The following is a 22,281-nucleotide window of genomic DNA, read 5'->3' as shown; positions in this document are numbered from 1 at the left end:
GGGGGTCCCGGCGGGATTGCCGCGACCGCGCCATCTTGATGCTGGGTTGGGCTTCGGGTGGTAGACGGCGCTCGGAGATCACCGGGTTGATGTTTGAAGACGTCTCGCTGAAGGAGTTCGACGAGAAAAGCCTGGTTTGGATTTCACTGCTGGAGACCAAGACGACAACCAAAGGTGAAACGCCGCGGCTGGTGTTGAAAGGCCGCGCAGCCCAAGCGCTGGCCCATTGGATCGAGGTGGGTGAGATTCAGGACGGCCCCTTGTTCCGGCCTGTTTCAAAAGCCGATCGGGTGTTAACCCGCCGCCTCAGCCCGGATGCCATCGCGCAGATCGTCAAGCGTCGGGCGAAACTGGCGGGCCTGCCGGACGGGTTCGCTTCCCCCCATGGGCTGCGCTCGGGCTTCCTGACCCAGGCCGCGCTGGACGGCGCCCCGATCCAGGCCGCGATGCGCCTCTCCCTGCATCGCTCCATGGCCCAGGCGCAGAAATACTACGACGATGTGGACATCGCGGATAACCCGGCGACTGATCTACTGGGGTGAGTAGTTACTGACTATTTAATAATCCCCGCTTGAGGGAAACTCCGGCTGCTGTGCCTATGTCTTGTTTCCTGTCGCATCTGTTAACGTGGCCAGCGCGGAAACATGTCGCGGCAGATCGCAACGGGAATGCAGGATATCAACAATGATCACCGCGTCCGGCTGATCCAGATAAACCAGGAAATGCTCTCCTGCGCGCACATATCTGAGATCCGCCGCCTCTTCGACCAATATAGAACAACTTCGGCTGGCCACCCTGCCCTCTGTGATGGCCTGACAGCGCGCTATTAGTTCTTGTTCATAAAGATCGGCTTGATGCGATCCAAACTTGTCGATGGTCCATCGGGCAATTTCCACCAGGCTGGATTCAGCGCGGCGTGTCAGTCGAAAGGGTCTGGTCACGCCTTGGCTCGTGCCCTTGCAAAGGCACGACGGATCGCATCCGAACCCCTGCCTTCTGCCAAATCTCCGGCCTGAGCCTGCGCTACACCCTCCTGCAAGCCTTGTTTGAGAGACTCCAGCCCCGCTTCTTCCCGCTCCAAAAGCCGAAGGCCGGCGCGCAACGCTTCACTGGCGTTCTGATATCGACCGGACGCAACCAGATTCTGCACCAGTTGATCCTGCGATTCTGTAAGTACAACATTGCGGGTTACCATGGCGTAAGCCTCCTTTTTGGCAATATATGCCAACGAGACCGTCTGTTCAACGATTGAGGAGCCCAAAATCACTAATTCGAGCAAGCTGGTTTTATGGACGCTAATGGGACGTGAACACACGGATCATGTCTGTGATCCCATATGAATCCAATGACGGTAGAGACTTGCGTCAAAAGCCGCGCCGCGCAAGCACAGCTGCACTGGATCGAGGACAGTTCCGTGTTCCGTCGCAACTTACAGGCGCACAATTCCCGAAACCCCGCCCTCACGGTATGCCATTTCTTGGGCAATTGGCGAGCGGCTGACTCTAGCCGGAATGTTCGCGTGTTTTCCTCTGCGCACGGGCTGAGCTCGGTGTATCTGACCCAGATCGCCATGCCATTCTCACCGCATCGTACTCCCGTACTGGCGCAGAAGTATTGTTACGAAGTTGGTATCGCAGAAAACTCGATAACGAAATTGTTGGTGAGAGAATTTGACCAATCAGCTCAACTAGCTCCCTGCCCTTCCCAATTGCGCAATTTGCGCCAAAAGCCGTTCGGCCTTCACTCCAACTCCATGCTAGAGGCGTTCTACTCAAAGCGGAGCATAGGGAGGAGTTTTACAGGAATGCCTTCGCATGCCTACGTTAGAACTTCATCGACTGAAAGAACCCATGATCCCGCTCAACCGAGTTTACAACTGTAAACCACCCTGCTCTGATGCAAAGCGTATGTAGTCCTCCGCGTTGGAAAACCTACAATATAGGCGAAAATCCTTGACTTAGTGCTATGAATCACGGCTGTTTATCTCAAGTGGCGCAAAAATGACCACATTCTTTAATTTGAGGCAACTACATGATTCCCGTGACACCACTTGCGGCAGAAAGACCATCGGCACTCGCCACGGAAATATCTGAGAGATTAAACTCGGCTATCCGGGAACATCTACTTGCTGCATTTGCCCCCGACAACACCAAATCACTGCGAAATTTTGCAGCGCCAGAAGCTGCTGAACTCTTAGGAGTCTCAGGTCAATTCATGCGCAAAGTCCACGCAGAGGGAACGATTCCTGAACCGAATGACGTACGCAGCGGTAGGCGTTACTATACTGCCCAAGAACTTTGGGAGGCTCGCGAAACGCTTGAGAAAACCTCACGCAAAAAAGGGCGCTATGTCCCTCGCCGGACTGAAGGAGAAAAGCTCCAAGTCTGGCAGTTGATGAACTTCAAAGGCGGCAGCAGTAAGAGCACCACAACAATTCACTTGGCTCACTATTTTGCGCTTCGCGGTTACCGTGTGCTGGCTGTTGATCTGGATCCTCAAGGCTCTCTTACATCCATGTGCGGCATAAGCCCCGAAATAGAGTTTGACGGGCTGACGATTTACGATGCTATTCGATATGAAGATCCGGTAGATATGGCGGACGTCGTGCTTCCGACGTACTTCCCCGGTCTCTCTGTGGCTCCGTCACGGCTTGTTCTTTCCGAATTTGAGACAGAATCTGCCGTTCACTCCAACCCAGACCATCCGTTCTTTACAAGAATACGGAATGCCCTGGCCCAGGTGGAAGGAGATTTTGACCTTGTTCTGATTGATAGCCCACCTCAGCTAGGATTCTTGACAATTGCTGGGATGGCGGCCGCCAGTTCATTGCTTGTGCCACTTACACCTTCGATGCTGGACGTGTCTTCGACGGCTCAATTTCTCGAACTCGCTGGTGCTTACATGGCAGTCATTGAAGATGCCGGCGCTACGCTCGAATACGACAACTTCAAATTCCTGATAACGCGTGACGAGCCAACAGACGTACCGTCTCAACAACTGGCTTCGTTCATGCGGGCACTGTTTCAGGATCGCGTTATGTCAGCCACAGCCCTCAAAAGCACCGCGGTCAGTGACGCCACAATGCTCAAACAATCAATTTACGAAGTCGTGCGGTCAGAAATGACACGCGCAACTTATGATCGGGCAAAGAACTCAATGGATGCGATCGGCTCTGAGGTAGAGCAAATGATCCATCAAGCATGGGGACGCAGCTAATGGCTAGAAAGTCGCTTCAGGAGATGTCGGGGATCGCAAACACCATCGCGCGCTCTGGCCCCAAGGCCATCGATAAAACTCCAAAACCCAATGCCCCTGCTCTTGGTGCGCTTCAGGGCTCTCTTGCCGCAATCAGGGAAATTGACCCTGCTCTGATCGACGACTGGGGGCCTGCCGATAGGCTCGGTGAGTTTACAGCTGTAAACATTGACGAAGAAGACGATAGTTTTGAAAGCTTGATGTCGAGTATACAAGACGGTGGCCAACAAGTTCCCATTCTTGTCAGAAGATCGAAATCCGACGGTCGATACGAGGCAATTTATGGACGGAGGAGGCTCAAAGCCTGTCGTGAACTTGGTATTAAAGTCCGCGCCAATGTTCAGGATATCGACGATGCTTCAGCGCTTCTCGCCAAAGGGCTTGAGAATGCTGCGAGGCGCAATCTTTCCTTCTACGAGAAAGCACGTTTCGCCGAGGCGATCCTGACTTCCGGGCATGACACGGCAACGGTGCGGCAAGTATTGAACGTTTCGAAATCAGGGCTGTCTCACCTGACAAAAATTACGCAACATGTTCCTGCAAAGATTGGTGACATGATCGGCGCAGCCCCAAAATCAGGCCGCCCAAAATGGACCGTGCTTGCAGAGCACTTCGTTGCAGGCAAGCTAGCGGAAGATGAAGCTGCAAATCTTCTTGCAACCATTGAGCCATCGATGTCGTCAGATGATCGGCTGGAAATGCTCCTAAAAGCAGCTGCCAAACGCGGTGCAAGACAAAGAGAAGGTGCAGCCGAACTCAACCCAATCGAAGGCGTTACAATCAAATCTACCAACGGATCACTAACTGTTTCGGTCAAAAGGACCGGAGCTAACGCTGGCTTCGCTAGCTGGTTGGACGAAAACATGGCTGAAATCATTAAGCGCTCACACGCTGAGTTTACAGCTGTAAACGCCAAGAAAAAGAACTGAGGACGAGCAGAAAGGAGGAAGGCAAACAAACAAAACCCCCGAAACCGGAGCTTCGAGGGCTGCTGCGCAAAGCGCAATTCTTAGATTAGACACCTAGAATCTAGCAGCACCCGAATCGCCACACAAGAAAAAACGCTCTTGAGCGAACGGGTAATTTTTGTCTGCCGATAGATAATCATGAAAACACTAACAGCATTGGCTCCAATTGGAGCGACCTTGTCGGGAACGGCAGGGCAGGGGAACAGTACGCCCAAAAAATGGATACTTCTTCGCGCCGTTGAAGAGGCCAGAGAACCTCTTGGGTTAAAATCCACAACTCTCAATGTCCTGAGAGCGATGGTTTCCTTTATGGGCGGTGATCAGATTGCTGCGGACCAGGATGATCATCACATCTGTTTCGCGTCCAACGCGGCGATAGCCAAACGAACTCATGTCAGCGTGCAGACAGTTGAGCGTCATATCTCGACGCTGGTGGACCTTGGACTTATCCGCCGCGTCATGAGCGCAAACGGTAAGCGATGGGCGCGCCGGGATCGCCAGGGCAGGGTGGTCACCGCAACTGGGCTCTCCTTGATGCCTTTGTCTGAACGGCACGCTGAGTTCATTCAGGAAGCCCAGAGGCATGCTGATCGCGTTCTCGAGTTCACTGTACTCCGTGACAAAGTTTCCGCCGCTCTGGCGCGCCTTAAGGAACTCGTAGCAAATGACACCGCGATCTCTGATTTGGTGACCACCGTACGCAATGCTCTGCGTCGCAAACCAGATGCGAATGTACTCAGCGAGCTGTTGGCAGAAATCTCTGTGGAAATCTCCGAGATAACACAGACTGATACAGAAAATTTGAGGGCCAGTGACAGTGAAATTGAGGGGCACAAAGAGGACTCTTTGAATCCGGAAGTTAAGAAAGAAAAGCTTTCTCAGATTCAGGTTTCTCCAGACCAAATGGAGCGCAGTTTTCCACGGCTATGCTCAGAACTACGCTTTGCAAAAGATCAGCACCACTGTGATCGGCTTATGGATGATATCGCCGAGTATCTACGGCTTGGCCAAACCTGGTATGCAATGAAATCAACTTTTGGCCCAGCTATTCGCTTCATTGTTCTCGGATACATCTTTCAACGTGCTGAGAACATACAATCTCCAGGGGCTTACCTGATTTCGTTGCTGGCCAAGATCGAAAAGGGCGAATTGTCTCCAAAGGCAATGCTCTCGCGGACATCCAATGCTACGTAAATTTGGGGAAACAGGATGAAATTTACCGTTTTCAGATTACACCTCCAAGTGATGACTGGATCGAAGGGTCTGAAAAAGGTGAGCTATAGGATTGACCTCTATAAATCACGCAACCATAAATAGTGAGTTATAGAAAGGAAGCTTATACCTCACGATGTGGAACTGGCAGAACCCTGACTGGCCTACCTTTCGTTACGACGCCGCAAGACTCGAACCATACGAGCAACAGTTCCTGTTGTCCTCAGGGGAAGTTCTTGGAGCGGTTCATCATGTGAACACATCGGATCGAGATCAATTGCGTATCGACCTGCTAAGCGAAGAAGCAATGAAGACCAGCGCGATCGAAGGTGAGATGCTGGATCGTCTCAGCGTGCAATCTTCCTTGCGCCGACATCTTGGACTGGCTCCCGACAGCTATCCATCCAAACCGCGCGAGCAGGGCGTTTCTGAAATGATGGTGGATGTTTATTCCAACTATTCGGAACCACTGTCACACGACACCCTGTTTCGGTGGCATGACATGCTTCTGTCCCATGACAGGCATCTGGAAACGATTGGATCATACCGGAGCCATGAGGATGCGATGCAAATCGTCTCAGGCAGGCTCGACCGCCCAACGGTGCATTTCGAAGCTCCACCTTCACATCAGGTTCCGGCTGAAATGGACCAGTTCGTAGCCTGGTTCAACCGGACCGCACCGGATGGTCCCGAACCATTGCGCGCACTGATCCGGGCCGGTTTGAGCCATCTGTATTTCGAGAGCATTCATCCCTTTGAGGACGGCAATGGCCGGTTGGGTAGGGCGCTGGCTGAAAAGTCCTTGGCCCAGAATATCGGTCAGCCAAGTCTGATTGCCCTTGCTTTCACGATCGAGCGAGAGCGGAAGGCTTACTACGACCAACTCGAACGCCATCAAAAGACGCTGGAAGTCACACCGTGGCTCGTCTGGTTTGCCGAAACTGTCCTTACAGCACAGCAGGTGACGCTTGAGCGGGTTGGTTTCTTTATTTCCAAGACGCACTTCTATGATCGGTACCGTGATCAGTTCAACACTCGCCAAAGCAAGGTAATCGCCCGTTTGTTCAAGGCTGGGCCGGATGGGTTCACAGGGGGATTGAGCGCTGAGAACTATATCTCGATCACGGGAACATCGCGCGCCACAGCAACGCGGGATCTCCAGAACCTGGTAGAGAAGGGCGCTTTGATCCGAACGGGTGAACTCCGGTACACGCGATATTGGTTAAAGCTAGATCGGGACGGGTAGGGGGCTGAAGTACGGCACGAAGCGCGGGAAGTGGAAGTTCGCTGCAGTCGCTACGCATGCTCGCAGGAAATGCGGAAGCTGACGTTTAGATAGCTTCCCAAGCGAGCATCTTTCTGTCCCGCCGCAAGGCGGCTCCGAGTTCGTACTTCATATGAATGGTCCATGCCGAAACTGGCGCAATGGGCGGGAAACGAACCTTCGTCGTGTCAATCCCGAACTCCGCTATGCGGCCTAAGCCGAGCTAGAGCTTGTCCACGCCGGTCATATTGATTGAATTCCGAAAGTGTGGAAACGTTCATATGGTAGACGCGTTAACGGCGATATTTCACATGAAGCGTATCCTGTTCTCAGTTGTGTTTTGTTTTCTGCCTGCGATGGTGCTGGCGGACAAAGTTGCCTTGGTAATTGGCAATGCGAACTACCAACATGTCAGCAATCTCAAAAACCCGTCGAATGATGCGATCGACATTGCAGAGGCATTGCGCAGGATCGGGTTTGAGGTCACAACAGGTCTTGATCTGGATTACCGCGACATGCGCCTTGCCATACGTGACTTTGGAGAAAAGGCAAAAAACGCCGAGTCGGTCATCGTATACTTCGCCGGCCACGGCATCGAGTTGGACAACACGAACTTCCTGATCCCTGTCAGTGCGGAACTGCGGAGCGACCGTGACATCGAACTCGAGGCAATCCGCCTCAACACATTGATTAGCTCCATCGCGGGCGCACCCGGCTTGAAGATCGTGTTGGTTGACGCCTGCCGCAACAATCCATTCCTCGCGACTATGGAGCGCACAAACAGCACCCGCTCAATTGGACGCGGACTTGCACGTATCGATCCGGGAGGTGTGTTGGTTGGATATGCTGCAAGGAGCGGAACGCTGGCGCTTGACGGCGATGGCCGCAACAGCCCCTATGCTCAGGCTCTGCTCAACCACATCGAGGAACCCGGACTTGAGATTGGCAAGTTGTTTCGGCGAGTCCGCGACAGGGTTTACACTCTGACAGAAGGCTATCAGGAGCCATTTACTTATGGCTCGCTTCCCGCCAGAGACATTTTTCTTGTTCCAGATGCGGCTGCAGGCTCGACGCCAGAGGAAGAAATTGAGCGTGTCGAAGACCAGATTTATGCGGACTTTGAACTTGCGCGTTCGCTCGGAAGGCTTGATGCGATCGAGATGTTTCTGGAGCGATACGAAGGCGAAAGGGATCATTTTGCAGTCGCGCTCGCCCTTTCGTTGCGGGACGACTTGCTTGCTGAGCACCAGAAGGACGAAGTGCCGGGCAACAGTAGTACTGCGCGAGACAAAGTAGCAGCTCTTGTGCCGACATCGCCTCAAAGCGCGAAGGATGATACAGAGACGCGCAGCCTGATCCGTGATATACAAACTGAGCTAAATCGCGTTGGCTGCAGCGCTGGCACAGCGGACGGTGTTGCGGGCCCACGCACGAGATCTGCTTTCTCTCGGTATATCAGCGCTAGAGAGAATCTTGGACTGACGCCTGAGAGCCTCGAGACCAGTGAAACTCTTGCCGCACTTCGAGGAGAGCAAGGAAGAGTCTGTAATCAGTTGGTCGCGCCGTCTTTCGCGACTTTTGATGGTGACTACATTGTCTTAATCAGACGCAGATGGGACGATGATTATTGGCAAACAACCAGTCGGCCCGACAAGGCCTATTTCCCCGGAAAAATCGAGCCACTTGCAGCCTTGCGCATCAATCGCAATGGAGACAAGCTGACCTTGCTATCTGCCCAAGGCTTTGCGGCCGAAGGGCCTTGGTTTAGGGACTTCACTGGCAAATTCGATGACTCCGGTCAGTTGAAATTGCGCTTCACATTGAGTTCGCATTTCGGGCAGGCGACACCCTATAAGGTCAATATAAGCGTCAAACTGCCCGAAGGACTTTCGCCAGGAAGAAGGCTTGTCTACGAGCCGCGCAGGATTGACGGGCAGTTTTTTCTGAATTTTCTAATACGCCGTGTCAGTTGAAACTTTAAAGCGATGTCCTTGCCTGCTCCGCAAGAAGACCGTCGCTCTGGGCTCCTCGTCGCTGTTCGCCGCAGATTTCGCCAAGGTCTTGTTTGGGCCGTCCGCGAAGACGGCCCAAGTTGTTAGATTTCAATGGCCTCTGCGATCGCAAGCGCATCTTCCAGCTCAACACCGAGATACCGGACGGTGCTGTCCATCTTGGTGTGCCCAAGTAGCAGCTGGACCGCCCGCAGGTTGCCGGTCTTCTTGTAGATCTGTGTGACTTTTGTCCTCCGCATCGAATGCGTTCCGTATGCACTGGCCTCCAGACCGATCGACGTGACCCAATCCCGGACGATCCGGGCGTACTGGCGTGTCGAGATGTGCAAGCGTTCATGGAAACGACCCGGCCATAGGTACTCCGAGCCGACCATGAGCTCATCTTCCATCCACTTTTCAACCGAGGCGCGTGTGCCTTCGGAGATTTCAAAACGAACCGGCTTCTGCGTTTTGCTTTGCAACACCGAAGCTCGTTCCTTGATCTGGCCGGACGCCATCACGTCGACGACTTTCATCTTCACGAGATCGCAGCCACGCAGTTTGCTGTCGATTGCCATATTGAACAGCGCCAGGTCCCGATGGTTCTCGGCGAGTTCAAGTCGAACACGGATTGCCCAGACGTGTTTTGGTTTCAGTGGCCGTTTTTGCCCAACGATGCGCCCTTTGTTCCAAGCCGGGCGAAGCGCACGAATGGCCGGTAAGTTTGGTGTTTCCATGACTGATCCTCCGATCCGCCATGCCCTCCCACAACGACAACCTGACGTTGACGATGCCTCCATATCACGGGATGCTGCGTCGCATCCGAGGTCGGGGCTGAGCCCAAATTGACCAATTCTGTCGTCAGGATCAATTGGCGCATACTGTCAAGAAGCTGCCACTCAAATTCGCGGATCAACGCAAAGCGAGTGAGAGTTTGCGGTCCGCACGTTCCACCAAATGCTTCAATCGGTGGCAGTTAACTTCGGGTCAGACGAAGATCGCTTCAGACGCCATATGTGCAAGATCGAACCCAGATGAATGCTGCACCAATGCGCGAATTGCGAGATTTTCCAGGCTCTGATGCTCAGGAAACGGGAGTGTGAATCCTACGGGGCAAAAGAATCCTTGACCAATTCCAACATCAGCTCTAGTAAAACTGAAATGACGTTTTGCTAGATGAAACGATTGCGAATGATTATGTGGAGCCGCGCATGTCGCGAAGCCACAAACCAACCAACAGTTCGGGAGGAGCCTGACATGATGAAAGATAACCAAAAACTGAAGCTCACCACGGCGCTAGTGGCAGGTGGCCTGGCCATTGCTTCGCCTGCCTTTGCCGAGGGAGAGGTCGTGTTTGCGTCCTGGGGAGGCTCGTTTCAGGATGCCTTGCGCTCAGCCATGCTGGAACCTGCCGCTGGTGCGCTGAATATCACTGTCAAGGAAGATACGACAAACGGCATTCAGGACGTGCGCGCGCAGATCACGGCGGGTGCCGTTGCATGGGACGTTACAGAACAGGATTTGCCTTCGTGTGAAACCCTGAGCCGGGAAGGCAGCCTTGAGCCGATCGACTATTCGATTGTTGACACCACAGGCATTCCGAAAGAGCTGATCCATGACAATTACATCGGCTTCATCAACTTCACCAAGGTGATTGCCTATCGCAAGGATGCATTTGGCGACAATGGCCCGTCCAATTGGGCAGAGTTCTGGGATCTGGAAAACTTCCCCGGCAAGCGCGGTATGCACGGCAAGGTGAACTATAACCTCGAAGCCGCGCTCATGGCGGATGGTGTGCCGATGGCCGAGATCTATGACACGTTGGCCACGAATGAGGGCAAGGCGCGCGCATGGGACAAGCTGGGTGAGATTGCCCCCGAAGTTACCGTTTGGTATCGCGGCGGGTCGCAATCGGCGCAGTTGCTGCGTGACGGCGAAGTGGACGTGATCCATATGGGCCATAACCGCGTAGAAAGCGTGATCGCGTCGGGCATTGATGTGGCCTATGCCTTTGATGGCGGCACGATGGACGTGGACTGCTTGTTGGTTCCCAAGGGGGCTCCGAATAAAGACAACGCGATGCGCCTTATCAACGAATTGCTGAGCGCCGAAGCACAGGCGAGGCTGGCGGTGACCATGCCGTTGGGTCCGGTGAATTCGGGTGCCTTCGGCACCGGGATAATCTCGGATGAGATGGCAGTGAAGGTCAACACACATCCCGACAACTATGGCAAGCAGCTTCTGGTCGATCCGAACTTTTACATCGGCCAGCTGGGCGAGTTGACCGAAGAGTTTGACACGCTGATCCAACAGTAAAAAATATCTGGGCGCGGCACATCTTGTGCTGCGCCCATTTTTGTCAGGTTAGGAGCCCCCATGTCACCTGCAGCCCACTCCCTTCCCATCGATATATCCAACCTGTGCAAGGCCTACGGATCGGTCAAAGCGCTGAATGACGTGTCTTTGAACATCGCCGCGGGCGAGTTCCTGACATTGCTGGGGCCATCAGGCTCCGGCAAGACGACGCTTTTGATGGCGCTGGCCGGATTTGTGCGTCCTGATGGCGGGTCGATCCGGTTTGGCGAACAGGAAATGATTGCAACGCCGCCCCACAAGCGCGGCCTTGGCATGGTGTTCCAAAGCTATGCGTTGTTTCCGTTCATGACGGTCGCAGAAAACGTGGCTTATCCGTTGAAAATTCGCGGGGTGTCCAAAAGCGATCAGAAGGCCCGCGCCGAGCGCGCGCTGGAGACCGTGCAGCTGGGCGGTTATGGCGACCGGCGCATCACGCAATTATCCGGGGGACAAAGACAGCGCGTGGCCCTTGCCCGCGCCATGGTTTTTGAGCCGCAGATCATTCTGATGGATGAGCCGTTGTCAGCGCTCGACAAGAAGTTGCGCGAACATATGCAAATCGAATTGAAGGCGCTGCATGAAAAGCTGGATGCAACTGTCGTTTACGTGACCCATGACCAGCGCGAAGCCCTGACGATGTCGGACCGGATTGCAGTGGTCAATCATGGGCGGATCGAACAGATCGCGACGCCTGAGCGGCTCTATCGCCAGCCGCATAGTTTCTTTGTGGCGGATTTTATCGGGGAATCCATTTCCCTGCCGGTTAGTGTAGCGAATGACACGGCGCAGCTTGGCGAGCGCGTTCTGAAATCCAATACGCCTATTGCGCTGGGCAGCGGAGGCCATCGTCTGATCATCCGGCCCGAGTTGCTGGAAGTCACAGCAGGCGCGGTGCCAGACGCCGCCAATGACCTGTCCGGCCAAGTGCATGACATCATTTATCAGGGCGACAGCGTTCTAGTGATCGTTCAGCACGACAGCGCTGGTCAGATCAATGTGCGTGTGCCTGCCAATCGCGCGGGCCAAACCGGGTTGCCGTCGAAGGGAGAGCAAATCGGCCTTGCCCTGCATCCCGAAGATACGATCATCGTACCGGAACATGTGGCATGAGTATCGCCGAGACGTATGAAGGTGCTGGGACTCTTCAGAATGCCAGCACGCTCAAATCCGAAGAACGCCGCGAAAAACTGACGTTTCTTGGGCTTTCGATGCCTGCGGTTTTGACGATCTTGATCGTCGTCTTCCTGCCGATTTTCTGGCTGTCTTCGCTGTCGTTTTTCAATGCGGCAGGCGAACTGAGCACGGAAAATTACACGCGCATCTTTAGTAGTGCTCTCTATCGGCGAACCTTTGTCGTCACGTTTCAGATCAGCATTGCCGTGACGGTGATTTGCGTCCTTCTCGGCTACCCGCTGTGCTACTGGCTGACAAAGATGCCGAACAAAACAGCGGCCATTCTGATGGTGTTTGTGCTGGTCCCCTTCTGGACCTCGGTTCTGGTGCGGACCTATGCGTGGCTGGTGCTTTTGCAGCGCAATGGGATCATCAATTCGTCGCTGATGTCACTTGGCATTATCGAAGAACCGCTGCAACTGGCGCACAATCTGACCGGCTCCATCATTGGCATGGTGCATATCATGCTGCCTTTTTTGGTTCTGCCGCTCTACGCCACTATGCGCAATATTGACGGCGACCTGGTCCGAGCCGCCGTGGGCCTTGGTTCCAGCCCGCGCGGGGCCTTTTGGCGGGTATTTTTCCCAATGTCCCTGCCGGGCCTTTTTGCCGGCATCGTGCTGGTTTTCATCCTGTCGCTTGGGTTCTTTGTCACACCGGCTTTGCTGGGCGGTGGCCGGGTTCAGATGCTGGCGCAGCGTATCGAAAGCACCATCACAGTCTATTCGAACTGGGGGGCCGCATCAGCCCTGGGCGTGGTCCTGCTGTTGCTGGCGCTGGCGATGATCTGGCTGATGAACCGTGTCTTCGGGCTCGACAAACTGTTTATGCGCTGAGGATCTGAAAATGGAACAAGTCGGACAACGTAAAATCGACGGCCTGTGGCTGACAGTGGTCGGCATTGCTGTGCTGTTCTTTCTCATCCTGCCCACGCTGATCGTTATCCCGATGTCGTTTTCGGGGGCATCCTATCTGGAATTCCCGCCGACATCGCTCTCGTTTCGCTGGTACGTGGCCTATGTCACGTCGCCGGAATGGATGAGCGCAACAAAGACCTCGCTGATCGCGGCGGCGCTGACCACGGCAATCGCGACGCCCCTGGGCTCACTTTGTGCCTATGGTCTGCATTGCTCTGCGCCTCGTATCAGGAGCGCGGCTCAAATCCTTGTGATCATGCCGATTGTCGTGCCAGTGATCCTGATCGCTGTTGGAGTGTTCAGCCTCTATGCCAAGCTGGGGCTCAATTACACACTGACCGGGATCGTGATCGCCCATACTGCGCTGGCGCTGCCATTCGTGATCGTGACGGTGATGTCGGGATTGCAGAATTATGATTTCGATCAGGAGCTTGCAGCGCGCAGCTTAGGGGCGTCCCGTGCATACGCATTGTGGACAATCACCGTACCGCAGGTGAAATTCTCGATCCAGACAGGGGCTTTTCTGGCATTTATCACGTCGCTGGACGAGGTTGTGATCTCGATGCTGGTCTCGGGCGGGGAAAACGCCACAATCACCCGGCGCATGTTCAATTCACTGCGTGATCAGCTTGATCCGACAATCGCGGCGATCTCGACCTGTCTGATTGTCGTGTCCATCACGGCGCTTATCGGTGTGCAGATGATCGGGCGTCGGAAAGACAAGGCACAATGATGCGGGTCTTATTTTTCGCCAAACTCCACCCGAATCAGGCGGGCGGCATCAAGGACCGCCGCGCGATACTTTTCGACGGCTGTGTCATTGAAGCGGACGCGCAGGCCGGACAAGCTGATCGCGCCCAGCAATTCATCTTCGAACCCAAGAACAGGAACCGACAGTCCGGCGACGTCAGGATCGCGTTCACCAAGGCTGAGATAATACCCGGCCTTTCGGATGCTGGCCGCCTGTTTTCCCTGCCGGATGGAATAAGCATCCAGCACCTGACCCGAAGAGCCCATGCTCAGCGGAATGATCTCGCCCTCCTGAACGTGATCCCGCGCAAGCCTTGGCGAATTGACCCGGTAGAGGCACACGCCAGAGTTGCCGCGTTGCACATAAAACGACGCACTTTCGCCGGTCGCATTCACCAAATTCGCAAGCACCGGTCGCACAATTGGCCCCATCCGCAGGTTTTGGCGAAACACGGATCCAAGACGCCACAAAGACGGCCCGAGGTGAAACAGACCCTCGGCGTCTCGCGTAATATGACCAAACTTTTCAAGCGACACGCTCAGACGCAGAATTGTCGCCTTGTTGACCCCGCTGCGGTCCGCAACCTCCTTCAAAGAGAGGCCTGCATCGCCCGGCTCAAAGATGTCCAGCACACGCAATGCGCGCTCTACCGCTTCGACACCACCATTGGCGTCAGGGGATCGGGGCTTGTCGGGCATAGGCAGACCTTTCGACGCAAATCCGTCGCTTTTTATAGCCGGTTTGAGCGCAATTGGAAATCGCAAATAACGAAGGCGTCTGGCAATGAATAGCGCGCGGAAACAAATGATAACAGCTGGTTATGCGGACCTTCCTTTTGGCATTCATTCGCAATGTAAGGCTGATTGTGTTGGGGTTATGGGCGTTCCGAGCGAAGTTAACACCGGGCCCCGATCCGGCACCTCTCTGGCACCCGATGCGCTGCGCAAAATGACTGCCCAACTTGGGATCGGACTGCCTGTAGATGGTCGGGATCTTGGCAATCTGGACCTGTCAGGGGATTGGCCTGCCGCGTTGGAACAACTTGTGACGCAAATGGTGGATCACGGTGTTGTACCCGTTGTCTTGGGTGGCGCGTCTGATGTCGCCTCGGGTGTGCTGGGGGCCTTGCCTGATCTGCCAGTTGTCGCGGCCATGCCGTTGGCCCGGCGTGATATCGCGACGCGAACAGCCAACACGATCTGGGTGGGATTGAACGGCGATCAACCTGCTGGTGTCTGGGATCTGATCAGCCAGCGCAAGATGGATTGGCGCACCGCGCGGCAGTTGGATGAAGGGCACGGCGACTATTCTGACACGCCCGAGCGCGCTGTCTTGTGGATCGACATATCGGTCATTGATCTGGGGCATGCAGCTGGCAGCGTCGGCCTAAATCCCGGCGGGATGAAACCTGAAACGCTGGTTTCCGTCATTGGTGCCATGTCCTGTAAATGGCAGGCGATTGTGATCACCGGCCTTGCGCCTGCGCGCGACACCAGGGGAATGTCGGAACTGGCGGCGATCGAAACCCTGAACGCGGCGTTGCACAATGAGTGAAGCGGCGCAAATACAGTTTGACGCGATCCCCAGTTTTCTGGGCGCATCCATTGGCGATCTGGAAGATCTCGTGCCCGGTCAGGTCGCGATTGCAGGCTATTTTTGTGACAATCTCGCCCGGCCATCGGCAGGGCAACGCTATCTCGCGCGCCAGCTTCGGTATGCGTCCTGCCCCACAGTAACACCCGCGAATGCAATTGACCTTGGGGACGTGAACGTCTTTCCGCTAGAACCTGACAAGCATTTTCTCGCAGTTGCCTCGCAATGTGAATCGGTTCTTGAAACCGGTGCCCGCATGGTGTTGGTAGGCGGCGATTCCAGCGGTTTGGAAGCGCTTGACGTCGCCGCAAGACAGGTCACAGGTGCGGATGTTCCCATCATTGGGGTCAATGGCGGCGCAGTGAGCCATTTGCCCCGCACCCAACCGGTCATCCTGTCTGTGGATTTACAAGAGCTTGCGGGCAAATGGGTATCGCACCCGCATCGCCTGACGGGAATGTCACCAGCACAAATGATCGCGCAAATTGACGCCACCCCGGGCGATACCATCGCGGCTGCGGTTTTTGGGCTTGCCCCGGAACTGGACAACCGTGGCAAGGCTGAAACCCGCGCTGCACTGGCGATCCTGCAAGCGGTCACAGCTCGTCTTGAGAAAGGAGCAGGCTGATGCCTCTACGTTCGGCCCCGTTGCCGCGCATGGCAGGGCATCTGTCGTTCATGCGCTCTCAGACCAAAGCAATCGGCGACGTCCGGTCTGGAGATCTGGCCGTACTGGGCATCCCGTTTGAAGATACAAACGCACCTCATGCAGGGCAATCTCTGGCGCCGCGTGCATTACGCGAAACCTCGGTCTATTTCGGTTGGCACGCAAATCCACAATTCAGTCACCCCGTAGATATCGATGCGCGTCAGGATATCAGTACCGATGGCCTGCACGAGCGGCTTTGTGATCTCGGAGATATTGCACCGGGGTCCGAAGATGCGATCCACGCGGCCTTGAAGGCGGCCATGCGTCAGATCAGCGACAATGGCGCCTGTGCAATCTTTTTGGGCGGATCAGATCGCATGTCCGAGACGGCGCGGAGCGCGCTCCCTCATTGTCAGACAGTGCAGCTTGGCGGTACACCAGCCGATGCGCGCGATTTTCATATTGCGCCCTTGCCGAACGGAACGACCACGCCGGTAAATAGAGATACTGCCGCGCAGCGTGCCGCGTTTTCAGAGTGGCGGGATCCATCAAAGCCGTTGTTTGTTCGGTTTGATCTCTCGGTGTTTGAAACATCGCTCAGTGCGCTTTGTGATCGGCCCCGTTTGGGGGGCTGCGATCTTGCGACGGTGGTGCAATGGCTTGAGCTTTTGGGACGGCACGAGGTCAGCGCCATTATGTTGACCGGTCTGAATCCGAACCGTCCCGGAATGGGTGTCGTGAAGGTTGGCCAACGCCTGATGGTCACGGCTCTTCTGGCGTTTATCTATGCGCGCCTCGGCTTTGGGATTGATTTTCCGCGCCGCCAAACTTCCAAGGAAAAAGTACTGACATGACTGCAGCGATAACGACATTTCTCCCGCCTCTGGCACAACCGGGGTATCGGCTGTTTGATGGGCCTCTGCTCGATGCCGCCGACGTCCGTCCGGGCCAAATCGGTGTGGTGGGTATGCCCAGCGATTGGACACATTCAAGCCGGCTCGGAACCAGGTTTGGTCCCGAGGCGCTGCGTAAGGCAACGACGGTATTGCAATCCATGCGACCGCAGGGGGTCAGTTTTGATCCAGATACGGGCCAAAGAAGCGCAACGGCCAGCGACTGGCTCGTGGATTGCGGGGATGCAGTGATCACCCCTGAGGATGTAGACGCAACCACCGAGGCCATTGCCGCAATGACCGAGGCGCTGAGCGTTGGAGGGGCGATCCCTCTGGCACTGGGCGGTGATCACTATAATAGCTTCCCGGCCTGCCTTGGCTATTCCCGTGGGTTGGCCAAACGCGCACCAAATGCACGTTTTGGGTATATCCAGATCGACGGTCATCTGGATTTCTCTGACCGGCTTGGCGCGTGGGGCAGCCATAACCACGCAACCAATGCCCGTCGGATTTCCGAACTGCCCAATGTCGACGTGTCCAATATGGTTTGGGTCGGGATCACCGGTTGGGTCGACAGCGGTGAACTCGCCTTGATCGAAGAGCAGGGCGGTCGGGTGTTTTCGGCTGGCGACGTACATAAATTGGGGACGGCAGAGGCAATTCGTCAGGCGTTGGAGCATGCCATGAAGGGATGTGACGAACTGTATCTGTCAATCGACATCGATGCGATGGACGCTGGCTACCTCCCCGGCACCGGCTCAATCGTTCATAGCGGTATTACACCGCGTCAGTATTACGATCTGCTGGATGGGCTGGCCGAGGCCCCGTTGGGTGGACTGGATATTGTTGAGGTGTCCCCTCCTCTTGATCCGTCGGAGCGTACCGAATTTCTGGCTGCAGAAATGTTGTTCCGGATCCTGCGTCGCTTCCGCACACAACCTGTGACCGGGGCGGTGACAGAGCAATGATGGACTACAAAGGAACAGAGCAGCTGGGTGGGTTTTCCCATGCAGGAAAAACACTTGCGCCCGCGACACGGCCCTGGATCACAGACCTGTCAGCGCTTTGCCCTTACGAGGGCCTGCAACCCGGGAACCTACCGGAATTTGAACGCGACCCGAATTGGGACAACTGGGCGCTCACCGACAGTCCCAAAGACCCGAACCTGCGCCTGAACTGGCATCTATTTGAGGACGGTGGAAGAAGATTGATGGTCGCCGACCGGATGCTTATGAGCCGCGTCAGCTGGCAGGATCTGGATGATGCGGGGTATGTCCATGGCACAGAGCTGTCGATTGATGGACGCCTGTTTCGCTGCCGGTTGCTTACGGGGGGGGATACGCCCTGTAGTGACCCTTTTCAGGGGGCGACGCGCCCCAATGAATGGGATGCGCTGGTGGGGGGCAGCGGGGCGTTGAACGCTCCGCAACCGGACCCGGCCAATAGTACAGCACCGCTTTGCCCGGATCATCTGACCTCGCCTCATAACCGTTTGTGGAACTGGTTCGGCGCGGTCAGCTGGACCGCCGAACCGGTTGCCAGACGGGCCGATGGGCGGGTGTGCAGGGGCTATCATGGCCCGACCTATTTTTACGTGAATACTGTGGACCACCGGCATGAAGATATCGGGTGGCGACCAGTTCTTGAGGAAGCGCTATGACTGCAAACCCCTTTGCCAACTTTATCGCCGGATCATGGGTTGCTAGCAGCGACGCGGCCCCCAATGTCAACCCGTCCGACCTGAACGACACGATCGGCGAGTATGCCCGGGCAAGCGCCGATCAAACGGTTGACGCAATCGAGGCCGCGGCCGCGGCCCTGCCGAATTGGCGCAAGACATCGCCTCTGGTCCGGTTCGAAGCGCTCGACCGGATCGGGTCGGAAATCCTCGCCCGTGTAGACGAGCTGGGCGATATGCTGGCCCGCGAAGAGGGCAAAACCTTGCCCGAAGCCAAGGCCGAAGCGCATCGCGCCGGGCATTTGTTCAAATATTTCGCGGCTGAGGCGTATCGTGCGACCGGCGACACCTACCAATCTCTGCGCGAAGGTGTGTCGCTAAATGTTGTACGCGAGCCAATCGGCGTTGTGGGCGTAATCACGCCCTGGAATTTCCCACTGGCGATCCCCGCATGGAAAATCGCACCCGCTCTGGCCTATGGCAATACGGTTGTGTTCAAACCTGCCGAACTGGTGCCCGGATCGGCATGGATGTTGTCCGATATTATTGCCCGTGCGGGCGTGCCTGAGGGGGTGTTCAACCTTGTGATGGGAAAAGGCCGTGAGGTTGGGGAGGCAATCGTTACGCACCCCAAGGTGTCCGGGGTCACATTCACCGGTTCCACACCCGTCGGTCGCCATATGGGGGCGGCGCTGTTTGCGCGAGGAGCGAAAATGCAGCTGGAGATGGGGGGGAAGAACCCCTTGATCGTGCTGGATGACGCCGATCTGGATCTGGCGGTGCACTGCGCCGTTCAGGGCAGCTTTTTCTCAACCGGACAACGCTGCACAGCGTCTTCCCGCCTGATTGTGACCGAGGGCATTCACGACGCATTTGTTGACCGTCTTTGCGCGGCAATGAAAGACCTTCGGATCGGTGATGCGCGCGCTCCGGAAACCCAGATTGGTCCGGTCGCCAGTGAAGCGCAGCTCGCCATCGACAAACGATACGTGTCTCAGGCTGTGGATGACGGTGCAACGCTTGCCGCAGGTGGTGGCGAGGTCAAATCCAAAACAACCGGCCATTACTTTGCGCCTGCGTTGTTTACGGATGTGTCACCCGACGCAGCCGTGGCACGAGACGAAATCTTTGGGCCCATCGCCGCCGTGTTACGCGTGCCGGATTACGACGCCGCCCTGGCCACGTCCAACGACTGCGAATTTGGATTGTCCGCAGGAATTGTCACGCGGGATCCCGCCAAAATCGATCACTTCTCGCAGAACGCCGAAGCAGGCATGATACAAGTCAATCTGCCCACCGCCGGCATGGATTTCCACGCACCCTTTACGGGCCGAAAGGGATCCTCTTATGGTGCACCGGAAAAAGGCAGCTATTGCCGCGAGTTTTTCACGGCGGCCAAGGTTGTACACGCGGGGCGCGGATAATGTCGCAGACACCTTTGAAGGGCATTCGTGTTCTTGATCTGACCAATGTCCTTGCCGGTCCGTTCTGTTGTCATCATCTGGCGCATCTGGGCGGCGAGGTTATCAAGGTCGAAGCCGTCGGTCGGGGCGATCTCGCCCGCCAACTGGGGGCCGACCCAGAGCTGAACAAAGTCAACATGGGCGTGTCCTTTCTCGCCCAGAACGCGGGCAAGAAATCGGTCACGGTCAACCTCAAGAACCCACGGGGTCGAGAGATTTTTCTGAAACTGGTCGAAACTGCAGATGTCGTGGTTGAAAACTTCCGGCCCGGCGTCATGACGCGCCTCGGCGTGGGCTACCAGACCCTGAAAGAGGCCAATCCGACCCTCATCTATTGTGCTATCTCCGGCTTTGGCCAAGAGGGCCCGTGGATACGCCGCCCGGCTTATGACCAGATCATACAGGGAACCTCGGGTGTGATGTCGATCACCGGGGATAGCGACAGCGCGCCGCTGCGCGTTGGATATCCGGTGGCAGACACTGTGGGGGGCATCACCGCAGCCTTTGCGATTTCATCTGCTCTGAACGCCAATCCGCGCGGCACCTTTATTGATGTGTCGATGCTGGAATCGGTGCTGGCGACAATGGGCTGGGTGGTGTCGAACTATCTGATCGCCGGCGTCAATCCGACTGCCAATGGCAATGAAAACCCCACTTCGGCGCCTTCCGGTGCGTTTGAAGCGAAGGGCGGGTTGATCAACATTGCCGCAAACAAAGACCAGCAATGGGAGCTACTGACGGACCACCTGGGATTGGCCGCGCTGCGCGAGCGGCCTGAATATGCCACGCGCGAGGATCGCAAACGCAATAGGCTGGCTCTGAAAACTGAGCTGGAGACCGTGTTGAAGACCCGGTCACCGCGCGACTGGGCCAAGGAACTCAATAGCATTGGTGTGCCATCAGGAGCGGTTTTGACAGTGCCGGAAGTATTGGAAATGCCGCAGGTTGCAGACCGCGGTTTCCTCGACCAGTTTGAAAACGTCCCCGGCGTCGGACGCGACATTCAGGTTGCCACGACCGGGATCAAATTGGACGGCAGCGCGCCCACCGTCGATGCACCACCGCCCACATTGGGGCAGCACAACTCTCAAATCTGGAGCGAGTTAGGTCTTTCACCGGAAGACATTGAAAAACTGGCAAAGGATGGCGCGATATGACGGACCCCGCAGGACGCAATGACGCCGATGCCATTTGCCACTGGTGGCGCACCGAAATTATCGACATGGCTCCGGGGCGGATCGCCTTTCGCGGCCACCCGATCCAGGACCTGATCGGAAACGTCAGCTTTGCTCAGATGATCTGGCTCATGGTGCGCGGCAATTTGCCCACGCCAGAACAGGCGGCGCTTTTTGAATGCGCGCTGGTGGCGGGCGTGGATCATGGTCCGCAGGCGCCATCGATAGCCGCAGCGCGTATGGCCGCGACCTGTGGGCTGGGGCTCAACAACGTCATGGCCACCGGGGTCAACATGTTGGGTGACGTGCATGGCGGCGCCGGTGAACAATGCGCCGAGCTTTATTTCGACGTCGCCAAACGGATGGATGACGGCGCTGAACAGGAAGTTGCCGTCCGCGACGGTATCGCCGCCTGGTGTGAGGAAAATGGCAAGATCGTCTCGGGTTTTGGCCACCGTTTCCACAAGCCCGTCGATCCCCGCGCACCGCGATTGATGGCGTTGGTACGCGAGGCCGCGATGTCAGGCACTGTAGAAGGGCGATTTGCCGATATCGGTGAAGCTATACAGACGGAAATCGGACGTAAGCGCGGTGCCGATATCGCGATGAATATCGATGGGGCCACGGCTGTTATCTTTTGCGAATTGGGGTTCCCGGCACCGCTTTCCCGGGGATTGTTCTGTCTTTCCCGCTCGGTTGGCGTCTTGTCTCATGGCTGGGAACAGATTCAACAGGGCGGGCGGAACAAGGGGCCAATGCCGCCGCGTTATCTGCCGGAATATATTGGTGTCAAATCGGAGCGCTAACCCGATGACCATTGATGGTGCGAACGCCTAAATTCACACCGAACTTGGCATTGAAGCGCCACTGGCGTGTGGACTGTTTTGCCGGTCTCGGTCATTGGGCATCCCCCCCTAGAAGCAGACCCAACATGTTAGTCTGAA

22 protein-coding genes are annotated in these 22,281 nt (G+C 56.0%); 18 read left to right on the top strand and 4 right to left on the bottom strand.

Annotated elements, in window-relative coordinates; all coding sequences use genetic code 11:
• Positions 1–542 (top strand): tyrosine-type recombinase/integrase (locus GS630_RS20730; protein ID WP_171656712.1); only part of this gene is annotated, 542 nt, incomplete at its 5' end.
• 54 nt (positions 543–596) lie between these two features.
• Here GS630_RS20730 and GS630_RS20725 read toward each other — a convergent pair.
• The gene (locus tag GS630_RS20725) at positions 597–941 is read right to left on the bottom strand and encodes a type II toxin-antitoxin system RelE/ParE family toxin (protein ID WP_170417859.1); all 345 of its coding nucleotides are present in this window, start codon (positions 939–941) and stop codon (positions 597–599) included.
• Positions 938–1,195 (bottom strand): type II toxin-antitoxin system ParD family antitoxin, encoded by a 258-nt coding sequence (locus tag GS630_RS20720; protein WP_170417856.1) that lies wholly within the window; start codon positions 1,193–1,195, stop codon positions 938–940. Before GS630_RS20720 ends, GS630_RS20725 begins: the two co-directional genes overlap by 4 nt.
• Before the next feature lie 836 nt (positions 1,196–2,031).
• Between GS630_RS20720 and repA the strand changes: the two genes are divergently transcribed.
• From repA to GS630_RS20695, 5 genes are all read left to right on the top strand, one after another.
• On the top strand, positions 2,032–3,216 hold the full coding sequence (gene repA, locus GS630_RS20715) for a plasmid partitioning protein RepA (RefSeq protein WP_170417853.1): 1,185 nt from the start codon (positions 2,032–2,034) through the stop codon (positions 3,214–3,216).
• Positions 3,216–4,184 carry a plasmid partitioning protein RepB gene (gene repB / locus GS630_RS20710; RefSeq protein WP_170417850.1) on the top strand — a complete coding sequence of 323 codons (969 nt, stop codon included), beginning with the start codon at positions 3,216–3,218 and terminating at the stop codon, positions 4,182–4,184. Before repA ends, repB begins: the two co-directional genes overlap by 1 nt.
• Before the next feature lie 177 nt (positions 4,185–4,361).
• Positions 4,362–5,417, top strand: a complete 1,056-nt coding sequence (locus GS630_RS20705) for a helix-turn-helix domain-containing protein (protein ID WP_170417847.1) — start codon at positions 4,362–4,364, stop codon at positions 5,415–5,417.
• 154 nt (positions 5,418–5,571) lie between these two features.
• The gene (locus tag GS630_RS20700; protein WP_170417844.1) at positions 5,572–6,681 is read left to right on the top strand and encodes a Fic family protein; all 1,110 of its coding nucleotides are present in this window, start codon (positions 5,572–5,574) and stop codon (positions 6,679–6,681) included.
• A 329-nt stretch (positions 6,682–7,010) separates the two neighbouring features.
• Entirely contained in the window at positions 7,011–8,672 is a 1,662-nt protein-coding gene (locus GS630_RS20695; protein ID WP_170417841.1) for a caspase family protein, read from the top strand.
• 122 nt (positions 8,673–8,794) lie between these two features.
• On the opposite strand, the gene GS630_RS20690 is transcribed toward GS630_RS20695, so the two are convergent.
• A complete protein-coding gene (locus tag GS630_RS20690; RefSeq protein ID WP_093037018.1) occupies positions 8,795–9,427 on the bottom strand; it encodes a tyrosine-type recombinase/integrase in 633 nt (210 codons plus the stop codon).
• A 520-nt stretch (positions 9,428–9,947) separates the two neighbouring features.
• Here GS630_RS20690 and GS630_RS20685 point away from each other — a divergent pair.
• From GS630_RS20685 to GS630_RS20670, 4 genes are read left to right on the top strand one after another with little or no spacing between them, the layout of a single operon-like run.
• A complete protein-coding gene (locus GS630_RS20685; protein WP_170417838.1) occupies positions 9,948–11,006 on the top strand; it encodes an ABC transporter substrate-binding protein in 1,059 nt (352 codons plus the stop codon).
• A gap of 60 nt (positions 11,007–11,066) precedes the next feature.
• The gene (locus GS630_RS20680; protein WP_170417835.1) at positions 11,067–12,155 is read left to right on the top strand and encodes an ABC transporter ATP-binding protein; all 1,089 of its coding nucleotides are present in this window, start codon (positions 11,067–11,069) and stop codon (positions 12,153–12,155) included.
• Positions 12,152–13,054, top strand: a complete 903-nt coding sequence (locus GS630_RS20675) for an ABC transporter permease (RefSeq protein ID WP_170417832.1) — start codon at positions 12,152–12,154, stop codon at positions 13,052–13,054. Before GS630_RS20680 ends, GS630_RS20675 begins: the two co-directional genes overlap by 4 nt.
• Before the next feature lie 10 nt (positions 13,055–13,064).
• Entirely contained in the window at positions 13,065–13,868 is an 804-nt protein-coding gene (locus GS630_RS20670) for an ABC transporter permease (protein ID WP_170417829.1), read from the top strand.
• Between the two features lie 8 nt (positions 13,869–13,876).
• Here GS630_RS20670 and GS630_RS20665 read toward each other — a convergent pair whose 3' ends face one another.
• Positions 13,877–14,584, bottom strand: coding sequence for an IclR family transcriptional regulator (locus GS630_RS20665; protein WP_171712213.1), 708 nt, complete (start codon positions 14,582–14,584; stop codon positions 13,877–13,879).
• Between the two features lie 85 nt (positions 14,585–14,669).
• Here GS630_RS20665 and GS630_RS20660 point away from each other — a divergent pair, with 85 nt between their 5' ends.
• From GS630_RS20660 to GS630_RS20625, 8 genes are read left to right on the top strand one after another with little or no spacing between them, the layout of a single operon-like run.
• On the top strand, positions 14,670–15,440 hold the full coding sequence (locus tag GS630_RS20660; RefSeq protein WP_170608326.1) for an arginase family protein: 771 nt from the start codon (positions 14,670–14,672) through the stop codon (positions 15,438–15,440).
• On the top strand, positions 15,433–16,107 hold the full coding sequence (locus tag GS630_RS20655) for a hypothetical protein (protein ID WP_170417821.1): 675 nt from the start codon (positions 15,433–15,435) through the stop codon (positions 16,105–16,107). Before GS630_RS20660 ends, GS630_RS20655 begins: the two co-directional genes overlap by 8 nt.
• The gene (locus tag GS630_RS20650; RefSeq protein WP_170417818.1) at positions 16,107–16,982 is read left to right on the top strand and encodes an arginase family protein; all 876 of its coding nucleotides are present in this window, start codon (positions 16,107–16,109) and stop codon (positions 16,980–16,982) included. Before GS630_RS20655 ends, GS630_RS20650 begins: the two co-directional genes overlap by 1 nt.
• Complete coding sequence (locus tag GS630_RS20645; RefSeq protein WP_170417815.1) at positions 16,979–17,989, top strand: agmatinase family protein; 1,011 nt, start codon at positions 16,979–16,981, stop codon at positions 17,987–17,989. The genes GS630_RS20650 and GS630_RS20645 overlap by 4 nt, the downstream gene beginning before the upstream one ends.
• Complete coding sequence (locus tag GS630_RS20640; protein WP_170417812.1) at positions 17,986–18,681, top strand: hypothetical protein; 696 nt, start codon at positions 17,986–17,988, stop codon at positions 18,679–18,681. Before GS630_RS20645 ends, GS630_RS20640 begins: the two co-directional genes overlap by 4 nt.
• Positions 18,678–20,123 (top strand): aldehyde dehydrogenase family protein, encoded by a 1,446-nt coding sequence (locus GS630_RS20635; RefSeq protein WP_170417809.1) that lies wholly within the window; start codon positions 18,678–18,680, stop codon positions 20,121–20,123. The genes GS630_RS20640 and GS630_RS20635 overlap by 4 nt, the downstream gene beginning before the upstream one ends.
• Positions 20,123–21,319, top strand: coding sequence for a CaiB/BaiF CoA-transferase family protein (locus tag GS630_RS20630; RefSeq protein ID WP_170417806.1), 1,197 nt, complete (start codon positions 20,123–20,125; stop codon positions 21,317–21,319). Before GS630_RS20635 ends, GS630_RS20630 begins: the two co-directional genes overlap by 1 nt.
• On the top strand, positions 21,316–22,143 hold the full coding sequence (locus tag GS630_RS20625; protein WP_170417803.1) for a citryl-CoA lyase: 828 nt from the start codon (positions 21,316–21,318) through the stop codon (positions 22,141–22,143). The genes GS630_RS20630 and GS630_RS20625 overlap by 4 nt, the downstream gene beginning before the upstream one ends.
• Positions 22,144–22,281 lie beyond the last annotated feature (138 nt).

The organism is Ruegeria sp. HKCCD7303 (genome assembly GCF_013111185.1).
Taxonomy (GTDB): Bacteria; Pseudomonadota; Alphaproteobacteria; order Rhodobacterales; family Rhodobacteraceae; genus Ruegeria.
This window is presented reverse-complemented; position numbering and strand designations above follow the sequence as displayed.